The sequence below is a fragment of the Ensifer sp. LBL genome, assembly GCF_050435225.1.
In the GTDB taxonomy this organism is placed as follows: domain Bacteria; phylum Pseudomonadota; class Alphaproteobacteria; order Rhizobiales; family Rhizobiaceae; genus Ensifer.
Window position 1 is genome coordinate 1,452,115 of record NZ_JBNDJY010000001.1, and the last position, 18,448, is coordinate 1,470,562.

Consider the following 18,448-nt stretch of genomic DNA (forward strand, 5'->3'; position numbering starts at 1 on the left):
TCCGAATGTCCGCAAAAAGCCCCGTCATCGTCGATCTGAAGTTCATTCCGGAGGAGGTCGAGGCGGCGCTTCGCGGGGCCTTCCCGGATCGCGAGGTGATCAACCGCGCCGATGCGGTTCACCACAACCGCGATCTCTCGGGCATCGACTATGCGGTCGTCTGGAAATCGGCGCCGGATCTTTTCGAGCGGGCGCCCGATCTCAAGGTGGTGTTCTCCGGTGGCGCCGGCGTCGATCACGTGCTGACGCTGCCCGGTCTTCCCGAGGTGCCGCTGGTGCGCTTCGTCGACCAGACGCTGACGACGCGCATGAGCGAGTGGGTGGTCATGCAGTGCCTCCTGCACCTGCGCCAGCACCGCGCCTATGAGACACAGGCGGCGAAACGCGAATGGCGCGACCTGACTCAGCCGGAAGCGGCCGACATCACCGTCGGCGTCATGGGCATGGGCGTGCTTGGCCAGGACGCCGCCCGCAAGCTATCGACCATGGGGTTCAAGGTCATCGGCTGGTCGCGCAGCAAGCGCGACGTCGCCGGCATCGAGACCTTCGGCGGCAACGAACTCGACAGCTTCCTGGCACGCAGCGACTTCCTCGTCGGACTGCTGCCGCTGACGCCGGACACCCGCGGCATATTCAACCTGCGCCTGTTTGCAAAGCTTAGCCGCAATGGGCCGTTTGGCGCACCTGTCTTCATCAATGCCGGCCGGGGCGGCAGCCAGGTCGAAGCAGACATCCTGAAGGCGCTCGATAGCGGCGTGCTCGCCGGTGCCTCTCTCGACGTGTTCGAGCATGAGCCGCTCGCCCAGGACAGCCGCTTCTGGACCCTGCCCAACGTCTACGTCACGCCGCACGTCGCGGCATCCTCCGACGTCAAGGCGCTCTTCCGCCATGTGGAGCAGCAGATCGCCCGCTTCGAAGGCGGGCAGACGCTCGAACATGTCGTTGACAAAGTAGCCGGCTACTGATTCAGCGAGAGCAAGGCGCAGCGCTTGCTGCGCCGAAGCTGCTGCCAGAGACGCAGCGTCTGATTCCGCAAGGCGAATGGGTGTCTTGCCTTCATCGGCAATGATCGAGGAGGCTCGCTTCTACGGTCCCGCTCACAGCCGATCAAGGGCGGCGATAGCCCGTCGGCTGCTCATAGAGCCAGCCGATCCGTTCGATCGAGGCTTCCAATCCTTCGCGCGCAACCGTCATCGTGTGGCCGTTGGCATGGATCAGGGTTTCGTCGTCCTCCATCAGCGCGACGTGCCCTTTCCAGAAGACGAGGTCGCCGCGCTTTAGTTCTTCGCGCGCAATCGGTGTTCCCAGGCCCGTCGCCTGCATGTCGGAATCGCGCGGCGCCTGCCTCCCGACCATCATCATCGACAATTGCACGAGGCCGGAGCAATCGATGCCGAAGCCGGAACGCCCGCCCCAGAGATAGGGCGTTTCGACGAAGCGGGCAGCAACCGAGACATAGTCTCCCGGCACGACATTGCCGACCTCGATGCAGTGATTGGCGATGACCGCCTGGCCGCCGTCGAGCAGGAAATAGCGCGTTCCCCGGGTCTCGCGCTCATCGATAACCGTCAGCCGGCTGCCCATCGACAGCGGATAAACGGTCGGGAAGCGCAGATCATGGCCGGTATAGACGAAGGTGCGCGGCGCCGACACGATATGGGTCGGGCTCTTGAGCACCGGCGCCAGGCAATATTCCGGGAGATAGCCGACATAGCCGTCGAGATCGGCCTTCACCCAGCACCAGCTGTTGCTGGTGTCGAGCACCCGGACCGATTCGCCGAGCAAGAGTTCGGTATCGGTGCCGCAGGCGAGATCGGGCTTGGCACGCAGCGGCGCAACCGGAACCGAGACGCGCGCAACGCTGCCCTCGACATAGCGCTCAGCCTCCACGACGCCGCGAAGGCGGCTTTCGGCAAGGTCTGGTCGATAGGCATTCAGACGGCGGTCGGGCAGTGTCGACATATCTACTCACTTCAGCTGCTTGCGGCCCTGATCAATGATCAGGTCACCGAGTTTTTCAAGATAGAGAGCACCCTCAACTGTCCTTTTGATGACGACGTTGCGGCGATCACGATCGTCGCGGACGCGATCGACAAGGCCAAGCGCGCCCATGGTGTCGAGCGCGCGGGTGATGACCGGCTTGGTGACACCGAGCGTCGCCGCCAGTCCGCGCACGGTGTGCGGCGGCGGCACGAGGTAGATCTGCAGCAGGATCGCCAGCTGCCGCAAGGTCAGGTCGCGGCTGTCGACGCGAACCTGGGCGAGCGACACCGAATGCCAAAGCCCGAGGGCCTGGGAGGGCGTTAGCTCGATCGGCAATGGCGGCTCCTACGCAAGATACTGATCCGCCACGATAGCGGCGGATCGTTACGCAAGCGTTTCTTTGCCGGTTCCGCCTGGCTGCGGTTACTTCGCCATCTTCTGGACGTGCTGATAGAGCGCGCGGATCGCCTGCGCCTCCCCGCCAACCGTCGAATGCGGACGCTCGGACGGAGCCCATCCGAAGATATCGAAATGCACCCAGCTCTTGGCGTTGGTGACGAAGCGCCGGAGGAAGAGTGCCGCGGTGATCGATCCGGCCATGCCGCCCGCCGGCGCGTTGGTCAGGTCGGCGATACGGGCCGAGACATCCTTGTCGTAGCCGTTATAGAGCGGCATCCGCCACATCGGATCGTCGACCTCGAGGCTTGCTTCCGTGAGATCATGGGCAAGATCGGCATCGTCGGTGAAGAAGGGCGGCAGGTCCGGACCGAGCGCGACGCGGGCGGCACCGGTCAGCGTCGCCATGTCGACGAGCAGATCGGTCTTTTCTTCGTCTGCATAAGCGAGTGCGTCGGCGAGGATCAGCCGGCCCTCGGCATCGGTGTTGTCGATCTGAACCGTCAGGCCCTTGCGGCTACGGTAGATGTCGCCCGGCCGGAAGGCGTTGGCCGAGATCGAGTTTTCGACCACCGGCACGATGACGCGCAGATCCACCTTGAGCTTGGCATCCATGATCATCAGCGCCAGGCCAAGCACGTTGGCGGCACCGCCCATGTCCTTCTTCATCAGGAGCATGGAGGCCGACGGCTTGATGTCGAGACCGCCGGTGTCGAAGCAGACGCCCTTGCCGACGAGCGTTACCTTCTTGTGGCCCTTCTTGCCCCAGCGCAGCTCCAGCAGGCGCGGAGCCTCGGCGCTGGCGCGGCCGACGGTGTGGACCAGCGGGAAGTTCTGCGTCAGCAGCGCCTCGCCCGTAATGACCGAAACATCGGCCTTGTAATGGGCGGCCAGCGCGCGGAACGCCGCTTCGAGCGCTTCCGGTCCCATGTCGTTGGTCGGCGTGTTGATAAGGTCACGGGCGAGGAACACGCCGGCGAGCTGGCGCTTGATATCGGTTGCGTCCGCATCGGCCGGAATGAGCAGCGTCGGCGGTTCGCCCTTGGCGGACTTGTAGCGCTCGAAGCGATAGGAGCCGAGGCCGTAGCCGAGCGCGAGCCGGTTGGCCGTCAGCGGCGCCGTTTCGATATGCCACTTGCCGGCCGGAAGCGCCCGCGCCAGCTTGCCGGCCAGGAACGGCGCTTCCGACGGATTGCTGCCGAGGCCGAAGAGCGCGCCACCAAGATGGCCGTCGGCGGACGGGATCAACAGCACCGCGCCAGAATCGGCCGTGAAGCCTGCCTTGCGCGCCCAGTCCAAAGCGATCGGGTCGATCGTCCCCGTCTCGATATGCGCCGGCGTGACGGCGAAGATCGGCAGGGTCTTGCCGGCGCTGGTGTTGAACGGCGACGGCCGCTCGATGAACTGATAGGGGGCCATGAAAGTCCTCGGCTGACAGAGATGGAATCGCGCCATTAACGCTCTGTTAGGGTTAACAGATTATTGCTGGAGTGAAAGTTGCGCCGGTGTTGTCTGAAGTTCAGGTGCGCGAATGCATGCTGGGGACACACATGGCCAAATATACGACCTCATCCTGGAAACACGCCCGTTTCTTCCAGGGCGCGGCAATCGCGCTGGTGGCGCTTGCGCTTGCCGGCTGCGCCAATCAGCCGAAGAAGGAACTGACGACGGGGTCGATCTCCAGAACGTCGAAACCGGTGCAGTCGATGACCGCGACCGAGCTTTCGGCCGCTGCCGAAAGCATCGGCCAGGCCTACGAGAAGAACCCCAAAGACCGCGAAGCGGGCCTCAACTACGCCAATCTCCTGCGCATGACCGGCCGCAACGAACAGGCGCTTGCGGTGATGCAGCAGGTCGCGATCAACCATCCGTCCGACCGCGAAGTGCTCGGCGCCTACGGCAAGGCCCAGGCCGCCGCCGGCCAGCTCGAGCAGGCGCTTGCGACGATCGGCCGGGCGCAGACGCCCGACCGTCCGGACTGGAAGCTGAAATCGGCCGAGGGCGCGATCCTCGACCAGCTGGGCCGCGCCCAGGAAGCGCGGCTGCGCTACCGCGAGGCCCTCGAGCTCAAGCCGAACGAGCCGTCGGTGCTCTCCAATCTCGGCATGTCCTACCTTCTGACCAAGGACCTTCGCACCGCGGAAACCTATCTCAAGTCTGCGGCAAGCCAGCCCGGCGCCGATAGCAGCGTGCGCCAGAACCTCGCGCTCGCCGTCGGCCTTCAGGGCCGCTTCCAGGAAGCCGAGACGATCGCCCGCCAGGAGCTTTCCAGCGAGCAGGCGGAAGCGAACGTCGCCTATCTGCGCTCGATGCTGTCGCAGCAGGGCGCATGGAAAGAGCTCGCCAAGGCCGACGACAAGAAGGTCGCCAACTAAAGGCGAACCGCATTCTTCGGAGACGTCCTTGGCGCCTCCAGGCTCCCGATCTACTGCCTAAATAGTCCGCGAGGCGCACCGCGCACATTTGCACGGCATGCCTGTCTACGGCTGCGCACAGGCAATCCTCTGACGATGATTGAGCGCCGCCGGCGGTGCGCCGCTGCCTAGAACTTGTCGGCGACCTGGATGCCCGCCGGTCCAAGAATGACCGCGACCAGCACCGGCAGAAAGAACAGGATCATCGGTACGGTCAGCTTTGGCGGCAGGGCGGCGGCCTTCTTCTCGGCTGCGGTCATGCGCTGGTCGCGGCTTTCCTGTGCAAGCACGCGCAGGGCCTGGGCGATCGGCGTGCCGTAGCGGTCGGCCTGGATCAGCGCCTGAACCACGGATTTGACCTCATCGAGGCCGGTGCGCTGACCGAGATTTTCAAGCGCGACCCGGCGCTCGGGCAGGAACGACAGTTCCGCCGTCGTCAGCACCAGCTCTTCCGCAAGCTGCTGCGACTGCGACGCCACTTCGTCGGCGACGCGGCGCATGCCCAGTTCCATCGACACGCCCGATTCGACGCAGATCAGCAGGAGGTCCAGCGCGTCCGGCCAGGCCCGGCGTATCGACGCCTGGCGCTTGGAGATCGCGTTGGTCACGACGATGTTCGGCGCGTAGAAGCCCAGATAGGCAAAGCCGATCGCGAAGAACAGCCGCACCATGAACGGTTTGTCGACAAAGTTGCCGAGGACGAAGATGTAGACGAGCGCGACGAGCAGGAACAGGAAGGGCAGGCAGAAGCGCGCGAACAGAAAGGTGTTGAGCGCGTTCTGCGAGCGGAAGCCGGCCATTTTCAGCCGGTTGACGGTGTTGTCGTCGACAAGCGCGGAGCGCAGATTGAGGCGTTCGACGATCTGACGGATGGAGGCGTTGTTCTGCCCGCGCAGGCTTGCCCTGCCGTTCTGTACCTCGGCGGCAAGCCGCGCACGTTCGCGCGCGCGGATCTGCTCGCGCTCGGTGGCAACGGACTTCATCCGCTTGCCGAGGTCACCGCGATCAAACAGCGGCACGATCAGCGAATAGAAGGTCGCGAGCACGGCGAGCGAAACCAGGACGGCGATGACGACGTTCGGATCGGTCAGGGTCTTGATCAGGTTCGTGCTCATCGACGCCCCCTCAGATGTCGAAGTTGATCATGTTGCGCATGACCCAGATGCCGATGCTCATCCAGAACAGGCCGGCACCGATGATCAGATGACCGCGCGGGTCGGTGAAAAGCACCATCATGTAGGCGGGCGATGTCAGGTAGACCAAGAGCGCGACGATGAACGGCAGGGCGCCGATGATGCAGGCCGAGGCCTTGGCTTCCATCGACATGGCGCTGACCTTTGCCCGCATTTTCTTGCGCTCGCGCAGGACCTTGGACAGGTTGCCGAGGGCTTCCGAGAGGTTGCCGCCCGCCTGCGCCTGGATGGCGATCACGATGGCGAAGAAATTCACTTCCGGCAGAGGAATGCTGTTGACCATGCGGGCGCAGGCCTCGGTCACGCTCAGGCCCACCTGCTGGGATTCGACCACGCGGCGAAACTCGGTCTTGACCGGTTCCTGACCGTCGGCGGCGATGAGACGCAACGCGTCGTTCAAGGGAAGGCCCGACTTGATCGAGCGGACCATGACCTCGAGCGCGTTCGGGAACTCCTCGAGAAACTTCTTGCAGCGCCGCTTGATCAGGTAGCCGATGAACCAGCGCGGCAGGCCGAGACCGGCGACCAGGCCAAAGCCGGCGGCAATGGCAAGCCCGGCCCCCGCCATCAACACGACAAGAAAAGCAAAGAAGCCGAACAGTGCGCTGAACAGATAGAAGCGCCCGATAGAGATCGACAGGTCCGCCTGTGTCAGACGCACCTTCATCGACGGGGCAGTCTTGGCCGAGCGCTCCTGCTGTTTCTTTTCCAGCTCCTTCAGCGAATCCTGGACGGATTTTCGCCGTTTGGACAGTTCACTCACGCGCTCGCGCGCGGCCTTCATCTTGGCGCGGTCGGTTTCCGCTGCGCTGATCTTGCGCACGCGGCCTTCCGCCTTCTTTTCGCTTTCGATGCGCGAGAACAGCAGGCCGTAGGCAAGCGCCGCCGCCGATATGGCGACGAGGGCCGCGAGTGCCAGAACGGTGATGTCTATCCCGAACATCGCAGCTCCTAGCCCTTGTCCATCGCGTCGAGGGTCGCAGCCAGGCGCTTGTCCTCGTTGAAGTAACGGGCACGATCCCAGAAATGCGGTCGGCCGATGCCGGTCGACATGTGGCGGCCGATAATCCGTCCGCCGGCATCTTCACCGTCGATCTCGTAGCGCATCAGGTCCTGGGTGATGATCACGTCGCCTTCCATGCCCACCACCTCGGTGATGTGGGTGATGCGGCGGGACCCGTCGCGAAGGCGGGACGCCTGGATGATGACGTCCACCGATCCGGCGATGATCTCGCGCACGGTCTTTGCCGGCAGCGTATAGCCGCCCAAGGCGATCATCGATTCCATGCGGCTCAGGCATTCGCGCGGCGTGTTCGCGTGGATCGTCCCCATCGAACCGTCGTGGCCGGTGTTCATCGCCTGCAGCAGGTCGAAGACTTCCGGGCCACGCACTTCGCCGACGATGATGCGTTCCGGCCGCATGCGCAGGCAGTTCTTGATGAGATCGCGCATGGTGATCTCGCCTTCGCCTTCGATGTTCGGCGGGCGGGTTTCTAGGCGTACGACATGCGGCTGCTGCAATTGCAGTTCGGCCGTGTCTTCGCAGGTGATCACCCGCTCATCCGTGTCGATGTAGCGCGTCAGGCAATTGAGCAGCGTTGTCTTGCCCGAACCCGTGCCGCCCGAAATGACGATGTTGCAGCGGACGCGGCCGATGATCTGCAGGAGAACAGAGCCCTCTTGCGTGATCGAACCGAAGCGGACCAACTGTTCGAGCGTCAGCTTGTCCTTCTTGAACTTGCGGATGGTCAGCGCCGTGCCGTCGATGGCGAGCGGCGGGGCGATGACGTTGACGCGGGACCCATCCGGCAGGCGCGCGTCGCAGATCGGGCTCGATTCATCGACGCGACGGCCGACCTGGCCGACGATGCGCTGGCAGATCGAGAGAAGCTGTGCGTTGTCGCGAAACCGGATTTCCGATTCCTGCACCTTGCCGGAAACTTCGATGAAGGTCTGGCCGGCACCGTTGACCATGATGTCGGCGATGTCGTCGCGGGCAAGCAGCGGCTCGAGCGGACCGTAGCCCAGAACGTCGTTGCAGATATCGTCGAGCAGTTCCTCCTGCTCGGAGATCGACATCGCGAAATTCTTGATCGTGATGATGTCGTTGACGATATCGCGGATTTCCTCGCGCGCGCTCTCAGTATCGAGCTTGGCGAGCTGCGACAGGTCGATCGTGTCGATCAGCGCGGAAAAGACCTGCGATTTGGTGTCGTAGTAGTCTTCCGTGCGCGCCTGCCGCCGCCTTGCCGGCGGGGATGGTGTCGGCGATCTGGCGCCAGCGGAGGGCGTATCGGCGAGAACCGGAACGGCGCGCTCGACCACCGGCGCTTGCACCGCAGCCACGATCGGCGGCGGGGCGGAAACCGGGGTGCCGCCGCCTTTACCGAAGCCTTCGTTTCCGCGCTTGCCAAACATCTGGGTAATCCTACGTCCTATTTCCTGCCGAGCGCTGCGAGCATCTTGCCAAGGCCGCCGCGCCGGGCCTTCTTCATTGTCACGCGGCCGGTCAGAAGATGTGCGAGCTGCGAGAAGGTTTCAGCGGCCGGCGCTTTCTTGTCGATTTCGGCAATCATCCGCCCGCTGTTCGAAGCGTTGCCGAACAGGGCCGCGTCGAAGGGAATGATGGCTGCCGCTTCGATTTCCAGCGAATCGCAGAACTCGTTGGCGGCAATCTCCGGCCGCTTCGGCATGCCGACCTGGTTCAGCACCAGATGGGGCGGCTTGTCGTTCGGGCGTAGCCTCTTCATGGCATCGAGCAGGTTCTTGGTGTTGCGCAGGCTGGCAAGGTCGGGGATCGCCGTGATCACCACCTCGTCGGCTTCGCCGAGCACGGAGCGCGTCCAGTCCGTCCACAGATGCGGGATGTCGAGAACGGAAACCGGAGCGCTGCGCTGCAGGATCTCGAGGATCGGGTGGAAAGCTCCGGTCTCGAAATCATAGGCGCGGTCGAGCATCGACGGTGCGGCAAGCAGCGACAGGTGCTCGGAGCACTTGGTCAGCAGGCGATCTAGGAACACCTCGTCCAGGCGCTCCGGCGCAAAAACCGCTTCGGCAATGCCCTGTGGCGGATCCTGGTCGAAATCGATGTTGGCCGTGCCGTAGGGCAAGTCGAGATCGGCGAGAATCGTCTCGGTCGAGAACAGGCTGGAGATGCCCCAGGCGCAATTGTGCGCGATCACGGACGATCCGCAGCCGCCCTTCGCACCGATAAAGGCGATGCTTCGCCCCAAGGGTTCGGCATCCGGGTCGACGAAGATCGCCGACACGGCCGTGAGAATATCCGGCATCGATACGGGCGCGACCATGTATTCGGAAATGCCGTTGCGGATGAGTTCGCGGTAGAGCCCGATATCGTTGTGCTTGCCAACGAGGATCACCTTGGTGCTGGGGTCGCAGACCTCAGCCAGCGGCGCCAGTTCCGTCAGCAGCGACCGCGGCTCCGTCGCCGTCTCGAGAATGATCAGGTTGGGCGTCGGTACGGTCGCAAACATGTTCGCGGCGGCATCGATGCTGCCGCTGTTGATGCGCAGGCTCACCTTCGCCATGCGTCGATCCTGCCCGCAGCGCTCCATCAGCCGCAACATCGCGTTGCTTTCGCAAAACGCGTGGATCGAAATCCGCGGCAACGGCCGAACCTGCTCCAGATCGCTCGTGCGCGCATCGAAGGACGGGTCGTCCCCCTCGGCGCCAGTTTCGATCCTGTAATCGATGGTACTCATCTTTTCATCCAGCCGATATCAGTTGAAGGTGATGACCGTGCCGTCCTTCTTCTCGGTTCCACGCCAGTCCGAGATCACCTGGCCGCGCTGCACCGCGTCGATCGGCGACGTTTGACGCGGCCCGAGGAGGTCCGTCGGATTGGCGATCTGAGCCGCCAGGTTTGATTGCGTGGCGCAACCGAAGTTGTAGTAGTTCTTGTTTTCCATGGTGTTGAGGTTCAGGTCCTCCGGCCAGGTGCCGCAAGGTCCCGTCTGCGCCGTGATCGCCACATAGCTCAGACGGATGGGCGCGGCATCGCCGTAGGGTCCGGCGTCATAGCTCGTCTCCAGCAACCTTTTGGGCGGCACACCGGCGCTCGCCAGCACGCCGCGGATCTCCCGGCGCATCGCCTGGGCTGCGTGGCTGTTGGCAGCCCCCCGCGGCATCATGATCTGCACGACCCCGCTTGCGGAATTGCGATAGTCGGCTGCAAAGCCGGCGATGACATCGCGCGTGCCCTGGGTAAGACGGCGATCGCCCGAGGCAATCGGGATGTCGATGACCCGCTGCCCTTCGGCAAGCACGATCGGATGCCGGGTGCGGTAGTCGTCGGGTATGGAGCCGGTCGCCAGATTGTCCCGCGTGCCGCAACCGGCAAGCAGGGCACCGGCCAGCACCAGGACGGCCGCCCGGCTCGTGCGACGGATGAATGTTCCTGACGGACCTGAGGACATGGCGTTCGGCCTTTCGGAATTCGCGTGAGAATCGGTTCGAAGCGTCATGACCCAGCCTATTTGTAGATGAAGCCAACGTTGCCGTGGTAACGGCCTGCCGGAGCGACTGCCTCCGGACGGCCGTAAATGCGGTTCACGCGACCGAGGAAGTAGCTGTCGAGGTCGTTGACCGGATTGAAGTTGTCGTCAGGCCGGGAGATCGCGCTTCTGGCAACCGGGCGGACCAGATAGGGCGTGGCGATGATGACCAGTTCGGTCTCGTTGCGCACAAAGTCCTTGCTGCGGAACAGCGTGCCGAGAACCGGGATCTTCGCTGCGCCCGGCAGGCCGGACATCGCCTGGCGAATGTTGTCCTGAACCAGGCCCGCGATCACGATCGAGCCCCCGGACGGGAGCTCGACGCTGGTCGAAGCTTCGCGCTTGCGAATACCAAGGAAGGTGTTGCCCGGGATCGTGTTCTTGCCGTTGCCGGTAACGACAGATCCCTCGTAGGTGGGCTCGGAAACGTTCGTCTCGATCTTCAGGCTGATGCGGCCAGGCCCGAGCACGACCGGCTTGAAGTTCAGGCGGATGCCATATTCGACATCGTTGACTTCGCGGATGACCTTATCTTCAGTAACTTCCTGCGTTCCCGGCAGACGGAATTCGCCGCCGACGTAGAACTTCGCTTCCTGTCCTGAAATCGCCGTCAGGCTTGGTTCAGCCAGCGTCCGCATGACACCGGCCTGCTCCATCGCGTTGATGTAGCTGGAAATCGTCGTACCGCCGACTGTCTTGTTGATGATCGCGTTCACGCCGATGCCGACCGCATCGCCGAGGTTTGTCGGGTTGCGGAAGGCGATACCGCTTTCGCCGTCGCCAACACGGCCGTTGAAGCCAAGCTGTTTCAGCACCTGGCGGCTGACCTCGGCCACGGTGACCTTGAGATTGACCTGGTCGTCGCCGTCGATCGTTAGAAGGTTGACGATCTGCGACACCTGCCGGTCTTCGGCGAAGATATCGGCGTCGCCGTTGTTGCCCTGGGCCGTGATGTTGCGCGTGGTCGCTTCACCGCCCTGGAGGAAGGCCTTTGCAAGGTCGACAGCACGGGTGGAATCGAGCGGCGTGCGCACGGTACCGGTCAGCACGATGTTGTCCGAGACGATCTCGACATTGATATCGGCGTCCGGAATGAAGCGGCGCAGGTTGGACTGAAGGTTGGAGACATCGCGCTCGACCTCGATGTCAAGGGAGACGATCTCCTCACCGTTGGGACCGAAGACGAAGATGTTGGTCTGGCCGACGGACTTGCCGAACAGGTAGATGCGCCGCGAGGTGCGGGTCACGGCGTCGGCGAGCGACGGGTCGGCGACGAGGATATCATGCGCGTCCGCTGGCAAGTCGACGACCACGGCCTTGTTCAAACCAAGGCTAACCTTCTTCTTCACGCCCGGGCCGCTTTCGACGATGCGGACGACCGAGGACGCGCCGGCAAAGGCTTCCGTCGGCGCCGGCAGATACATGCCGGTCACCGCCAGGCAGAATGATAGGCCGGCTGCGACAGACGCCCGAAATTTGTTTCCGCTCCGCTTCACCTTATGCCCCGTGCTCACCTGGTTCCTGCCCGTGTCTGTCATTGCTGCGTCTGGCCGACCGTGCCATCGCCCTTGACGATGGAGCCGGACTTGATGACCTGAATGTTCGGTTGGCCGTCGCCGCTCAGCAGATAGTCTGCTGCATCCGTGTCAGGCTCCTGTGCGTCGGCGACGCTTCGAAGCGCCAGCGAAATGCGTTCCGCCATCTGCTGTGCGACCGTCATCACCTTCGACTGGTCAGGCGTAAGTTCCAGCGTGGCCGTGGTTCCGACCACCGCCTTGGTGCCGTCATCCTTTTCCTCGACCTGCTGGTCGATCGCGAGCACACGCACATTGCTGAGCACGGTTTCGGTCAGATAGAGTTCGCCGTCACCTTTGCGCACCATGATCACGTCGACGCGGTCGTTCGGCAGGATGAAGCCGCCGGCACCGGTGGCGACCGTGATTTCGGTCGCGACGGCGCGCTTACCCGCTGGGAGCAGCGACGACATGATGCGGCTGGACGAATCGGCCACCTTTTCGTGACGAACGGGTTCGCCGTTGAAGATCGGCAGGCGCACGACCGCGCCGGTCAGATCGTCGATCGCAGTCGGCTGGTTTTCTTCGGTGATGATGCCATCGACCACGCCGTCCTTCGGCCAGGCCATCCATTGGATGCTGTCACCGCCCAGTCGCGATCCGACGGGCAGGCTCTTGCTGGCGACAAGCACGTTGACGGTGGGGGCACGCTCGACGACCGGTTCAGCCATCTGCGGCGCAGGCGCGCCTGTCAGCCTCATCGCCAAAAGACCGGCCATCGCAGCCGAGAGAACGGCCACTGCCAGTATGATGATGCGAACCGGTTTCATGATTGTTTCCGAGCCCCGAAAAAATGCCAGGGTCAGATTGATCAGGAATTGGTGTAATTATGGTTAACGGATTACTTATGAGCGCAGTTAACGAAAGTTGACCAGCCGAGCGCATGACCTTTCAGGACAGCCGCGCGAAGGCCGTCTCCATCAGCGGCGACGAGGGATAGGCGGCAAAGCCCCCAAGCGCGATCGCGATCCCGTAGGGAACTTTCTTGGCGGTGAGCAGCAGTTGCGGGAAAGGAATGCCGCTCGCAAGGATCGTATGCTCCTGCCGGCGCAACAAAAGCACCGCGAGCGTCAGCAGCCCACCGAAGATCGAGACATAGAGCAGGAAGGCCGTCAAAGACGGCGTCAGGCCGAACCAGATGGCACTGGCCGTGAGCAGCTTCGCGTCTCCGCCCCCCATCACGTTCGTCGCAAACAGGGCAAAACATGCGGCAAAGACTGCGGCGGCTGCGAGAAGATGCAGGCCGATTTCCGTAAGCCCCAAGCCAGACATCGGCGCCACCAGGAAGAAGCCGCCAAGCAGGATCACCGAAACACGGTTCGGGATCGTCATCGTCAGCAGGTCAGAAAACGCCGCGAATCCCAGACAAAAGGGAAAAACCACGAAAATGGCGGCTTCAATCATGTTTCCTGCCTCCGAAATGAGAGCAAACAATCTGCGATGCCTGCTGGCTTCCAGATAACAATAGAGCCGCCTTTTGGGGGCGGCTCTATTGCAGGTTCTTGCGAAACCTGTTTCGTCAGAGCTTGCCGGCCGTGGTCGTCGTGATCTTGCCACCGATCCCATTGAACGTGGAATCGAGGGAGTTCCCGAGCGTGGTCGCACCAGCAATCAGGGCGACGGAAATGAGAGCCGCGATCAGGCCATACTCAATGGCAGTCGCGCCGGCTTCATCCCGTAGCAGGCGGCGGAAAATCTTCGTCATGCGAATTTCCCCTCGCTTGCGTTTAGCCGATTAGAGCTTGCCCGACGTGGTGCTGGTCAGCTTGCCACCGAGGCCGTTGAACGTGCTGTTCAGCGAGTTGCCGAGGGTGCTGGCACCAGCGATCAGGGCAACCGAGATGAGGGCTGCGATCAGGCCGTATTCGATGGCGGTCGCGCCGGACTCGTCCTTCATCAGACGGGCAAAAATCTTCTTCATGATGATTCTCCTACTTCACGTTTGTTGTTCAGCACTTCCGCCAACTGTTGCCGTTGATCGGATGAACCCCAAACTAGTCCTGGCGCATTGCCATCGACTTAAAGAAGGCGGTTACCTGAAGGTTAACGAAGCGTCCCTGATTTTTGGGTAAACGAACAGAAAACGACGAGGCCTCCGCAAAGCCTCGACGGGCTCGACTTAACGGTTCATTCACCAAGACAAGGGAGTATGGCGTGAACACCACCTAGGGACCCGCCATGACCACGCCATTCGCGACCGGCCGAGCCGCCATATTCGCATTCGCGATCGCTGCCCTTGCTCCATCGGTTGCCGCCGCGGCCGAGAGCGACATGATGCGCGTGTATATGGATCACGCGCGCGTACTGAAGCTCGATCGCCCGGTCAGCAAGGTCATTATCGGCAATGCCGAGGTTGCGGATGCAACGGTTGCCGACGCCCGTACGATCGTGATCACCGGCCGCAACTTCGGAACCACCAACCTGGTCATCCTGGATCAGGACGGAAACGCCATCGTCGACGAGCGCATCCTGGTGTCGATCGACGAAGGCAACACCGTGCGCGTCTACAAACAGACGTCCCGCACCGTGCTCTCCTGCACACCAAATTGCGAGCGTCACGCCGAACGTAAAACCGCAGGTAGCACCAATTGATTTTTATGGGTTCCAGGCCGGTGATTCGTTAAAATACACATCACCCCTGAGAACGAAATATCAATGGTTGCTCCATAATCTGCCGCCCGTCTGGCGTAACATGATGGGACGGCGCAATGAACATCGAGCAGGGCACAGGGCGGCCGAGCGGGGCCGAAAAAAGGCGAAAAGGCATCTTCAGCCGCTTCCTTCGCAACCGCAAAGGCACGACGAGCATCGAGTTCGCCATTCTCGCGCTCCCCTTCTTCGTGGTGATCTTCGCGTCGCTCGAAACCTTCGCCGCCTTCTACGGCGACCAGCTGCTTGCGAATGCGACGGAGACGATGGCGCGCAAGGTCCGCACCGGTCAGATCACCTTCCAGCAGGGAAAACAGACCGACATGAGCGAGGCGCAGTTCCGCCAGGCGTTCTGTGAAGAGATCTCGGTGCTGATGAAGTGCTCGGCGACCGAAGCCGGCCAACCCTCGCAATTCTATCTGGACGTCAGAGCGGTCGCCGATCTCAGCAAGTTTCCCGTGCTGATCCCGCGCAAGACCGATTCCACCGACATCGACACGACCGGCTTCAAGTTTGCCCCTGGCGGTCCCGGCTCGTTCAACGTGCTTCGCGCCTATTATCGCTGGAGCGTCTTCACGGATCTCGTCAGGCCGTTCATCACCAACCTGCGACCCGCCGGCTCAAGCATGCCGAAGGACTATCTCATGGTGGCGACCGCCACCTTCCGAAACGAGAGCGAGTGAGGCGCCCTGCGATGTCGTATTCCGCATTAGAGATCCTGTGCCTCAAGCCGATCACCAAAACCCTTGGCGCGCTGCGGCGCGACAAGAGCGGCGTCGGTGCGGTCGAATTCGCGATGGTCGCCCCGCTTTTGGTGGTGGCTTATCTCGGCGCCTTCGAACTCTCGGTCGGCTTTACCGTTGCCGGCAAGACCGCACGCGCCGCAAGTGCTACGGCCGACGTCGTCGCGCAGCAGACGGAGGTCAACAAGGCCTTCCTCACCAATGTGTCGAACATCGCAAAGAGCATCCTGGCGCCCTACGGGAACACCAACTACACGCTGAAGATCAGCGGCATCGCGGTCACGAACACCAATGAGGGCACGATCCTGTGGTCGCGCGATCAGGCAGGCGCCACGCCCTATGCCGTCAATACGAAGGTTTCGCTGCCCGCCCAGTTCACGGCGACCAACTCCTTCGTCATTCGCACGGAACTGACCGTGCCGCATGAACTCCTGCTCTATGCGCCAAGCCTTCAGGCGACGGCAAAGACCATCGATCTCTCCAAGACGGCCTACTTCCACGCACGCCTCTCCCAGCCGATAAAATGCTCGGATTGCTGATCGGACGGGTGTCCGACGCAATTGCATTGAACAACAAGCGGCGCTATCCCTTCGAGATTGCGCGGGTGCCCTAGAGGGCGCGCCTGCGCTTTTCCGTAGGTTTCGGGCCGCAATCGCTGCGCGCCCGCTGTCAGGTGCATCATGGCGCGAGCCTTTCTATTCGTTCTCGATTCCTTTGGCATAGGCGGGGCGCCTGACGCCGAAGCCTTCGGCGATCTCGGTGCCAATACGCTTGGCCATATCGCCGAGTTCTGCGCTATCGGCGCTGCCGACCGGCCCGGTTTGCGCGAGGGGCCGCTCAGCCTGCCAAACATGTCTGCGCTTGGTCTGATCCACGCGGCAAAGCTTGCGACCGGCACCGTTCCCCAGGGCATGCCTGTGCCCAATCGCGTCTATGGCGCCTATGGCGCGGCAAGCGAGGTATCGCGCGGCAAGGACACGCCCTCCGGTCATTGGGAAATCGCCGGAACACCGGTCATGTTCGACTGGGGCTATTTCTCCGCCGAAGGCGACGCCTTTCCGCCAGAGCTCGTCGAAGCGATCTGCCGCGAGGCCAACATTCCCGGCATTCTCGGCAACTGCCACGCCTCCGGCACCGACATCATCGCCCGCCACGGCGAGGAGCATATGCGCAGCGGCAAGCCGATCTGCTACACCTCGTCGGACTCGGTCTTCCAGATCGCAGCGCACGAGCAAAGCTTCGGCCTCGACCGGCTGCTCGAGCTTTGCCTGATCGTTCGCCGCCTGCTCGACGACTACAATATCGGCCGCGTCATCGCCCGCCCCTTCGTCGGCACGAGCCCGCAGACTTTTGTGCGCACCGGCAACCGCCGCGACTTCTCGGTGCTGCCGCCCGAGCCGACGATCCTCGATCGGCTGGTGGAGGCCGAGCGCACGGTCCACGCCATCGGCAAGATCGGCGACATCTTCGCCCACCAGGGGGTGACGAAGCTGACCAAGGCCGACGGCAACATGGCGCTCTTCGATGCCAGCCTCGCAGCCATCGACGAGGCCGAGGACGGCAGCCTGGTCTTCACCAATTTCGTCGATTTCGACATGCTCTACGGCCATCGCCGCGACGTTGCCGGCTATGCGGCGGCGCTCGAGGCCTTCGACGCACGCCTGCCCGATCTCGACCGGCGCCTGCAGCCGGGCGACATCGTCATCCTGACGGCCGACCATGGCTGCGATCCGACCTGGCGCGGCACCGACCATACGCGCGAGCGCGTGCCGGTGCTGATGTTCGGGCCGTCATTGCGCAGTCGCTCACTCGGCATTGCCAACACCTTCACGCATATCGGCGAAACCGTCGCCAAGCATCTCGGCATCGCGCCGGGCCACCATGGGAGAAGCCTCATTTGACCGCACATCTGAAGAAGGCGGAACTGCATTGCCACATCGAGGGCGCGACGCCGCCCGAACTGGCTCTGGCCCAGGCCGAGAAATACGGCGTCGACACCAGCGCGATCATCCGCGACAAGGCCTATGTCTGGGAAGACTTCACCAGCTTCGTGACGTGCTACGACGCCATCGCCTCGCTGTTCAAGACCGATGAAGACTACGCGCTGCTCGCGGAAGCCTACCTGACGGAACTCGCCGAAGCGGGCACGATCTATAGCGAGATCATCGTTTCGCCCGACCACGGCAACACGATCGGCCTGGGTGCCCACGCCTATCTCGAAGGCCTTGCGGCCGGCATGGAAGCGGCCCGGCAGAAGACCGGCATCGAATCGCGCATGCTGATCACCGGCATCCGACATCTCGGCCCGGAATCGGTAATCAAGACGGCCGAGTTCGCCGCCAAGCGCGAGCACAAGCTCGTCACCGGCTTCAACCTCGCCGGCGAGGAACGCATGCACAAGGTCGCCGACTTCGCCCGTGCCTTCGACATCGTGCGTGATGCCGGCCTCGGTCTGACGATCCATGCGGGAGAGCTGTCCGGCGCCTTCAGCGTGCGCGACGCGCTCGACCACGTGCGCCCGTCGCGCATCAGCCACGGCGTGCGCGCGATCGAAGACGCGGATCTGGTGCGGCGCCTGGCGGAGGCCGGCGTGGTGCTCGAGGTTTGCCCCGGCTCCAACATCTCGCTTCAGGTCTTCCCGGATTTCGCGTCGCATCCGCTGCGGGCGCTGCACGAGGCCGGCGTGCGCGTGACGCTCAACTCCGATGATCCGCCGTTCTTCCATACGTCGCTCGCCCAGGAATACGACATCGCCTCCACGGTGATGGGCTTCAGCGACGATGAGATCAACGGCATGACCAGGACCGCGATCGAAGCCGCCTTCGTCGACGAGCCGACGCGTAAGCTGCTGCTGGCGCGGATCTAGGGGCACAGGTCGCGATTTGCCGGCTGGGGATGACGGTCTCCCGCCGGCCAATACCCTTGCGGCGACGGCGCATTCCATGGAAAAAGGACGGATACAAAAATCCGGAAAGGTGAGCC

At 63.0% G+C, this 18,448-nt stretch carries 20 protein-coding genes; 7 read left to right on the forward strand and 13 right to left on the reverse strand.

Annotated elements, in window-relative coordinates:
* Positions 1 to 5 precede the first annotated feature (5 nt).
* The gene (locus tag OKW20_RS07160; protein ID WP_429171080.1) at positions 6 to 965 is read left to right on the forward strand and encodes a 2-hydroxyacid dehydrogenase; all 960 of its coding nucleotides are present in this window, start codon (positions 6 to 8) and stop codon (positions 963 to 965) included.
* A 142-nt stretch (positions 966 to 1,107) separates the two neighbouring features.
* Here OKW20_RS07160 and OKW20_RS07165 read toward each other — a convergent pair whose 3' ends face one another.
* The 3 genes from OKW20_RS07165 to OKW20_RS07175 all read right to left on the reverse strand — a co-directional run bounded on the left by OKW20_RS07165 (position 1,108) and on the right by OKW20_RS07175 (position 3,798).
* Complete coding sequence (locus OKW20_RS07165) at positions 1,108 to 1,962, reverse strand: NlpC/P60 family protein (protein ID WP_429171082.1); 855 nt, start codon at positions 1,960 to 1,962, stop codon at positions 1,108 to 1,110.
* A 6-nt stretch (positions 1,963 to 1,968) separates the two neighbouring features.
* A complete protein-coding gene (locus OKW20_RS07170; protein ID WP_043622758.1) occupies positions 1,969 to 2,319 on the reverse strand; it encodes a MarR family transcriptional regulator in 351 nt (116 codons plus the stop codon).
* An 87-nt stretch (positions 2,320 to 2,406) separates the two neighbouring features.
* On the reverse strand, positions 2,407 to 3,798 hold the full coding sequence (locus OKW20_RS07175; RefSeq protein WP_205237410.1) for a leucyl aminopeptidase family protein: 1,392 nt from the start codon (positions 3,796 to 3,798) through the stop codon (positions 2,407 to 2,409).
* Positions 3,799 to 3,929: 131 nt separating this feature from the next.
* Here OKW20_RS07175 and OKW20_RS07180 point away from each other — a divergent pair, with 131 nt between their 5' ends.
* Positions 3,930 to 4,754, forward strand: a complete 825-nt coding sequence (locus tag OKW20_RS07180; protein ID WP_429171085.1) for a tetratricopeptide repeat protein — start codon at positions 3,930 to 3,932, stop codon at positions 4,752 to 4,754.
* Between the two features lie 167 nt (positions 4,755 to 4,921).
* Here OKW20_RS07180 and OKW20_RS07185 read toward each other — a convergent pair whose 3' ends face one another.
* The 10 genes from OKW20_RS07185 to OKW20_RS07230 form a co-directional block, all read right to left on the reverse strand.
* Positions 4,922 to 5,908 carry a type II secretion system F family protein gene (locus OKW20_RS07185; protein ID WP_043622766.1) on the reverse strand — a complete coding sequence of 329 codons (987 nt, stop codon included), beginning with the start codon at positions 5,906 to 5,908 and terminating at the stop codon, positions 4,922 to 4,924.
* A gap of 10 nt (positions 5,909 to 5,918) precedes the next feature.
* Positions 5,919 to 6,929 carry a type II secretion system F family protein gene (locus OKW20_RS07190; RefSeq protein ID WP_429171087.1) on the reverse strand — a complete coding sequence of 337 codons (1,011 nt, stop codon included), beginning with the start codon at positions 6,927 to 6,929 and terminating at the stop codon, positions 5,919 to 5,921.
* Positions 6,930 to 6,937: 8 nt separating this feature from the next.
* On the reverse strand, positions 6,938 to 8,404 hold the full coding sequence (locus tag OKW20_RS07195) for an ATPase, T2SS/T4P/T4SS family (protein ID WP_429171089.1): 1,467 nt from the start codon (positions 8,402 to 8,404) through the stop codon (positions 6,938 to 6,940).
* A gap of 17 nt (positions 8,405 to 8,421) precedes the next feature.
* Positions 8,422 to 9,708, reverse strand: a complete 1,287-nt coding sequence (locus OKW20_RS07200; protein ID WP_043622773.1) for an AAA family ATPase — start codon at positions 9,706 to 9,708, stop codon at positions 8,422 to 8,424.
* Between the two features lie 18 nt (positions 9,709 to 9,726).
* Positions 9,727 to 10,422 carry a CpaD family pilus assembly protein gene (locus OKW20_RS07205; RefSeq protein ID WP_429171091.1) on the reverse strand — a complete coding sequence of 232 codons (696 nt, stop codon included), beginning with the start codon at positions 10,420 to 10,422 and terminating at the stop codon, positions 9,727 to 9,729.
* 56 nt (positions 10,423 to 10,478) lie between these two features.
* Positions 10,479 to 12,038 (reverse strand): type II and III secretion system protein family protein, encoded by a 1,560-nt coding sequence (locus tag OKW20_RS07210; RefSeq protein WP_429171093.1) that lies wholly within the window; start codon positions 12,036 to 12,038, stop codon positions 10,479 to 10,481.
* Complete coding sequence (gene cpaB, locus OKW20_RS07215; RefSeq protein WP_043622779.1) at positions 12,035 to 12,844, reverse strand: Flp pilus assembly protein CpaB; 810 nt, start codon at positions 12,842 to 12,844, stop codon at positions 12,035 to 12,037. Before cpaB ends, OKW20_RS07210 begins: the two co-directional genes overlap by 4 nt.
* Positions 12,845 to 12,965: 121 nt before the next feature.
* Positions 12,966 to 13,478, reverse strand: a complete 513-nt coding sequence (locus OKW20_RS07220) for an A24 family peptidase (protein ID WP_429171095.1) — start codon at positions 13,476 to 13,478, stop codon at positions 12,966 to 12,968.
* Between the two features lie 115 nt (positions 13,479 to 13,593).
* Positions 13,594 to 13,779 carry a Flp family type IVb pilin gene (locus OKW20_RS07225; RefSeq protein WP_043622784.1) on the reverse strand — a complete coding sequence of 62 codons (186 nt, stop codon included), beginning with the start codon at positions 13,777 to 13,779 and terminating at the stop codon, positions 13,594 to 13,596.
* Positions 13,780 to 13,809: 30 nt separating this feature from the next.
* Positions 13,810 to 13,995: a Flp family type IVb pilin gene (locus OKW20_RS07230; RefSeq protein WP_043622786.1), complete on the reverse strand. Its 186-nt coding sequence runs from the start codon at positions 13,993 to 13,995 to the stop codon at positions 13,810 to 13,812.
* Positions 13,996 to 14,252: 257 nt separating this feature from the next.
* On the opposite strand from OKW20_RS07230, the gene OKW20_RS07235 reads away from it, so the two are divergent.
* The 5 genes from OKW20_RS07235 (at position 14,253) to OKW20_RS07255 (ending at position 18,332) form a co-directional block, all read left to right on the forward strand.
* The gene (locus OKW20_RS07235) at positions 14,253 to 14,666 is read left to right on the forward strand and encodes a pilus assembly protein N-terminal domain-containing protein (protein ID WP_043622787.1); all 414 of its coding nucleotides are present in this window, start codon (positions 14,253 to 14,255) and stop codon (positions 14,664 to 14,666) included.
* Positions 14,667 to 14,782: 116 nt separating this feature from the next.
* Positions 14,783 to 15,406: a TadE/TadG family type IV pilus assembly protein gene (locus tag OKW20_RS07240; protein ID WP_192448261.1), complete on the forward strand. Its 624-nt coding sequence runs from the start codon at positions 14,783 to 14,785 to the stop codon at positions 15,404 to 15,406.
* 11 nt (positions 15,407 to 15,417) lie between these two features.
* Positions 15,418 to 16,005, forward strand: a complete 588-nt coding sequence (locus OKW20_RS07245) for a TadE/TadG family type IV pilus assembly protein (protein ID WP_429111808.1) — start codon at positions 15,418 to 15,420, stop codon at positions 16,003 to 16,005.
* 141 nt (positions 16,006 to 16,146) lie between these two features.
* The gene (locus OKW20_RS07250) at positions 16,147 to 17,367 is read left to right on the forward strand and encodes a phosphopentomutase (protein WP_192448263.1); all 1,221 of its coding nucleotides are present in this window, start codon (positions 16,147 to 16,149) and stop codon (positions 17,365 to 17,367) included.
* Positions 17,364 to 18,332, forward strand: a complete 969-nt coding sequence (locus OKW20_RS07255; protein ID WP_429171097.1) for an adenosine deaminase — start codon at positions 17,364 to 17,366, stop codon at positions 18,330 to 18,332. The genes OKW20_RS07250 and OKW20_RS07255 overlap by 4 nt, the downstream gene beginning before the upstream one ends.
* Positions 18,333 to 18,448 lie beyond the last annotated feature (116 nt).